Genomic DNA, 4485 nt, shown 5'->3' on the forward strand with positions numbered 1-4485 from the left:
GTGCGCGTGCTGGCCTCGCCTTACGAGCGCGCCAACTTCCGTCAAAGAGCGATCTGGACGGCGAAGACGAATGGCCGGCTCCTGCGTCGAGCGTGGAAGTACGCCCGCGCTGCCGACGAGATCCTGTTCACCGGCAGCCCGCCGTTCTTCCTGCATTGGATCGTGCCGGCCGACCTCCTGCTGCGCAAGAGGCTCACCTACCGCATCACCGACTTCCATCCCGAGTGCCTGCTCGCCGAGCTCGGTCAGCGGCCGTTGTGGCTGCAGCTTTTCCTTTACTGGACGCTTTTTCTTCGTCGCCGGGTCCACGGCTTCGAGGTTCTCGGCGAGGACCAGAAGAGACGGCTGATCGACATCGGAATTCCGGCCGAGCGCATCGTGCTGCGGCGCGACGAGGCGCCGGTCGCGATCCCGCCCGGGACGGAGCCTCTGGATCTGCCGGTGGATCTGCGCGGCAAGGTAGTGCTCCTCTACTCGGGCAACTTCGGCGTCGCGCACGACGACGCGACCTTTCTCGCCGGCTACGAGCTCCATCACCGGCAGGGGAGCGGTCGCGTCGTCCTCTGGCTGAACGCCACCGGCGCCAAGGCCGACCGGGTCGAGGCGGCGCTTCGGGCGCGCGGGCTGCCGGTGCATCGCTCGCGGCCGGTGCCGCTCGCCGAGCTGCCGCGGCTGCTGGTCGCCCCGCACGCGCACCTCATCACCCTGCGCGACGAGTTCGTCGGCTACGTCTTGCCGTCGAAGGTCTACGGCTGCATCGCCTCGGGGCGCTCGGTGCTGTTCGTCGGCAGCGCGGCCTCGGACGTTCATCTTCTCTGCAGCGAGCGCATCGGCAGTGGCGGGGCGGCCGGCGCGAGCTACCGGCGGGTCGAGGTGGGCGATGCGGCGGGCGTGGCGCGCGCCCTCGACGAGCTGGTACTGGAGACGCTCGCGCTGCCCGCGCCAGCGCTGCGGTAACATCGCGTCACCCGAACATGGAACCGCTGTTCATCGTCGCTGGCGCCTCGGCTCTGCTCGCCGGGGTGGTGGCGAGCCTGCTGGTGCCGCCGGTAGTGAATCTGGCGCAGTTCCTGCGCTCGTTCGACCGCCCGGGCGAGGGGGGAGAGCGCAAGGCGGTGCTAGCGACCGCGGTGCCGCGCCTCGGTGGGGTGGCGATCGCCGCCGGCCTCGGCGCCGGGTCGCTCGTCGGGTTGATGGCGGGCTGGAACCAGTGGGGGATGACGATCCCTCGGCCGGAGCTGGTCGCCCTGCCGATCGCCGCCGGACTGGTCTTTCTCGTCGGTCTGGTGGACGACCTCTTTGGCGTCACTCCGGGCAAGAAGTTCATCGTCGAGCTCCTCGCCGCCTGGCTGCTGGTGCGCGTCGGCTGGAGCTTCACCGAGCTCAACCTGCCGTTCGTCGGCGAGATCCATTTGGGCGTCTGGGGCGGACTGGTGTCGCTCCTCTGGGTCGTCGGCGTGACCAACGCGATCAACCTGATCGACGGCCTCGACGGCCTGGCCGGCGGCGTCGCGGCGATCATCTCGGTGAGCCTGCTGGTCTACGCCCTGATCCAGCACAACCTCGGCAGCGTCGTGCTGATGGCCTCGATCGCCGGCGCCTGCATCGGCTTCCTGCGCCACAACTGGGAACCGGCGCGGGTCTTCATGGGCGATTCGGGGTCGCTCACTCTCGGCTTCCTGCTCGGTGCGATCTCGCTGCACTCGGCGATCAAGGCGCCGGCGGCGGTCGCCATCCTGGTGCCGATTCTCGCCCTCGGGTTGCCGGTCATCGACACTCTGCTGGTGATGGTGGTGCGCTTCTTCGAGGGCGACGGGGCGCCGGTCGGCCGGCGGGTCGGACGGATGTTCCGCGGCGACCGCCAGCATCTTCATCACCTGCTCTCCGACCTCGCGAGCCGGCATCGCGTCGTGGTGCCGGTGCTCTACCTGGTCGTGCTGCTGTTCTGCGCCGGGGCGGTTGCCGTGGCGATGACCGGCGAGGGCTGGCTCGGCCTGATCCTGCTGCTGCTCGAGATCGCGGTCGTCCTCGCCATGCGCCAGCTCGGGCTGGTTCGCCGGGCACGGGCGCTCGCCGACGAACGGATCGAGGCGCTGCGTCTGCAGAAGCCCGCCTGGCTGCGTCGCGACGCGGAGTAGGCTGCGGCCCGAGACGAAGGTGCCGTCGCCGGCCGAGAAGGTGCCGGCGGGCGCCTGGAGTCGGGCTTCCTTCCTATGAGACAGCAAGAAGATGGAAAATCCATCATGCAATGGTGGATGTTCACTGAAATACTCGCTCAAAATCAGGAAATACCACCAAAATCTGGTGGAATTTCAGTGTAGAATGATGCCGATGATCGCGCGGATAAGGTCCCTTGAGAAGCTCGAATGGCTGCTCTCCACGTTTCCGGTCGTGGCCATTCTCGGGGCGCGCCAGGTAGGTAAGACGACCCTGGCGCGCGACTTCGGCGCCCGAACAGGGGGGCCCGTCCTTCACCTCGACCTCGAAAGGGAGGCCGATCGCGCTCGGCTAGCCGACCCGGAGCTCGCCCTGGCCGGGGTCGAGGGCCTCGTGGTGCTCGACGAAGTCCAGCGCCGGCCGGAGCTGTTTCCAGCGATCCGCGTGCTGGTCGATCAGCCGGGCTCCCGCGCGCGCTTCCTCGTTCTGGGTAGTGCATCGGGCGAGCTGCTTCGGCAGTCGTCGGAGTCGCTCGCCGGCCGGATCGGATTTCTTCGCTTGCGCGGATTCTCGCAGGAGGAGACCGGTAGCGAAGCGCTCGGGCAGCTCTGGGCGCGCGGCGGATTTCCACGCTCTTTCCTCGCCGCATCCGACGCTGCGAGCTTCGAATGGCGGCGCGCGTTCGTGGCGACCTTCCTCGAACGTGACCTGCCGCAACTCGGCGTGCGGACTCCTTCCGAGACGATGCGCCGCTTCTGGTCGATGCTGGCGCACTACCACGGTCAGCGTTGGAACGGTGCCGAGCTGGCGCGCGCGTTCGGGCTCTCCGAGTCGAGCGTGCGGCGCTATCTCGACCTGCTCACGGACGCGCTCGTCGTCCGTCAGCTTCCCGCATGGCACGCCAATGTAGGAAAGCGCCAGGTGAAGGCGCCCAAGGTCTTCGTCGAGGACTCGGGGCTCCTGCACGTTCTGCTCGGAATCGCCGACGCGCAAGCACTCGAGGGCCACCCTAAGGTCGGCGCGAGCTGGGAGGGATTCGAGGTCCAGCAGATCGTCGAGCGCCTCGGTGCCCATCCTGAAGAGTGCTTTCACTGGTCGATCCACTCGGGTGCGGAGATCGATCTCCTGGTGGTGTCGGGGGCGAAGCGGCTCGGATTCGAAATCAAGCGGACGAGCGCTCCGCGGCTCAGCCGTTCGATGCGATCCGCTGTCGAGTCGCTGGAGCTCGATCGGCTCGACCTCGTGCATGCGGGAGAGGCGACCTATCCGCTGGCCGACCGCGTGCGCGCCGTCGCCGCGCGCGACCTGCTCACGGCCCTCGAGCCGCTGCGCGAGCCCTGAGGCCGCCCCTGCCCGGGCCCCCCGGCCCACCCGATGAGACGGCCACCGGGTCTCGGTTGCCGGCCTAAGATCGGACGTCGCGGCCCGGCGTGCCGGGCGCTGGATGTTCTCTGACGACTTTCCGAGGTGAGCTGATGAGCCGATCGACCGTGACTCCGATTCCGCGCTGCGTCCTGCCGGTACTCGCAGCGCTCCTGCTGGCGCTCGCCGGTTCGCTTAGCCTGCGCGCCGAAGAGAAGGTGCTCGATCTGCCCCTGGGCGATCCGGCGCGGCGCGACCGCGAGGCGCCGGTGGTGCTCGACGGCGTCACCGACACGGCGAAGGGCGACGTCATCACGCCCGCCGAGCTCGCCGCGCGGCTCGACGGCGTCGAGCTTCTCTTTGTCGGCGAGAGCCACACCGACTACGAGTTCCACCAGGTACAGCTGCGGACGATCGAGGAGCTCCAGCGGCGCGGACGCAAGGTGCTGATCGGTCTCGAGATGTATCCCGCCGGCGAGCAGGCGATGCTCGACAAGTGGTCTACCGACCCGGCCTACACCGAGGCCGACTTCCTCGCCCAGTCGCGGTGGTACAAGAACTGGGGCTATCACTGGGAGTACTACCGGCCGATCTTCGATTTCGCGCACCGCAACGGCCTGCACATGTTCGGCCTGAACGTGCCGCGCAAGGTCGTGCAGACGGCGCGCAAGGAGGGGCTGCAGGCGCTCACTCCCGAGCAGCGCGACCTTCTGCCGGCGAAGATCGACACCGACAGCGCCGAATACCGCCGGCTCTTCCGCGCCTTCTTCGCCGACGAAGGGCTGCACGGCGGCATGTCCCCGGAGATGTTCGAGGGCATGTTCACCGCGCAGTGCACCTGGGACGCGGCGATGGCGCACAACGCGCTCAAGGCGCTGGCGCGGTTTCGCGAGGAGACGGGCCAGAGGACGATCATGGTGGTGCTGATCGGCGAAGGGCACGTCGCCTACGGCCTCGGTGCCGAGC

At 68.5% G+C, this 4485-nt stretch carries 4 protein-coding genes; all 4 read left to right on the top strand.

Annotation, left to right across the window (positions count from 1 at the left end):
• Positions 1 to 957 (top strand): hypothetical protein (locus KBA23_RS15965; protein ID WP_290743020.1); only part of this gene is annotated, 957 nt, incomplete at its 5' end.
• 17 nt (positions 958 to 974) lie between these two features.
• The gene (locus KBA23_RS15970; RefSeq protein ID WP_290743023.1) at positions 975 to 2138 is read left to right on the top strand and encodes an MraY family glycosyltransferase; all 1164 of its coding nucleotides are present in this window, start codon (positions 975 to 977) and stop codon (positions 2136 to 2138) included.
• 184 nt (positions 2139 to 2322) lie between these two features.
• Complete coding sequence (locus tag KBA23_RS15975) at positions 2323 to 3498, top strand: ATP-binding protein (RefSeq protein WP_290743028.1); 1176 nt, start codon at positions 2323 to 2325, stop codon at positions 3496 to 3498.
• A gap of 134 nt (positions 3499 to 3632) precedes the next feature.
• On the top strand, positions 3633 to 4485 hold an 853-nt coding region (locus KBA23_RS15980; RefSeq protein WP_290743031.1), incomplete at its 3' end, for a ChaN family lipoprotein.

Origin of the sequence: Amaricoccus sp. (assembly GCF_017995835.1) — a bacterium.
Lineage (GTDB): Bacteria > Pseudomonadota > Alphaproteobacteria > Rhodobacterales > Rhodobacteraceae > Amaricoccus.